This window comes from Cupriavidus sp. SIMBA_020, assembly GCF_046535395.1.
GTDB lineage: Bacteria > Pseudomonadota > Gammaproteobacteria > Burkholderiales > Burkholderiaceae > Cupriavidus > Cupriavidus campinensis.
This window is the reverse complement of record NZ_JAWRWU010000279.1, coordinates 1-313: the sequence shown is the minus strand read 5'-3', so window position 1 is coordinate 313 and position 313 is coordinate 1. Positions and strand designations below refer to the sequence as shown.

The following is a 313-nucleotide window of genomic DNA, read 5'->3' as shown; positions in this document are numbered from 1 at the left end:
GCTGCTTGACCTGGTTGTACTGGAACAGCGCCAGCGGCACCAGCAACAGCAGCACCATCACGCAGGTCACCGCAGAGGCCATCGGCCAGTCGGTATTGTTGAAGAACTCGTTCCACATGACGCGGCCCATCATCAGCGTGTTGGCGCCGCCCAGCATTTCGGGAATGACGTATTCGCCGACCGCCGGGATGAACACCAGCATGGCGCCGGCGATGACGCCCTGCCGCGACAGCGGCACGGTGATCTGCCAGAACGCCTGCCACGGCTTGGCGCCCAGGTCGTAGGCGGCTTCCGGCAGGCGCAGGTCCATCTT

At 64.5% G+C, this 313-nt stretch carries 1 protein-coding gene; it reads right to left on the bottom strand.

The window, feature by feature from the left end:
- A partial coding sequence (locus SB751_RS29195; protein ID WP_410748931.1) for an ABC transporter permease occupies window positions 1-313 on the bottom strand: 313 nt, incomplete at both ends.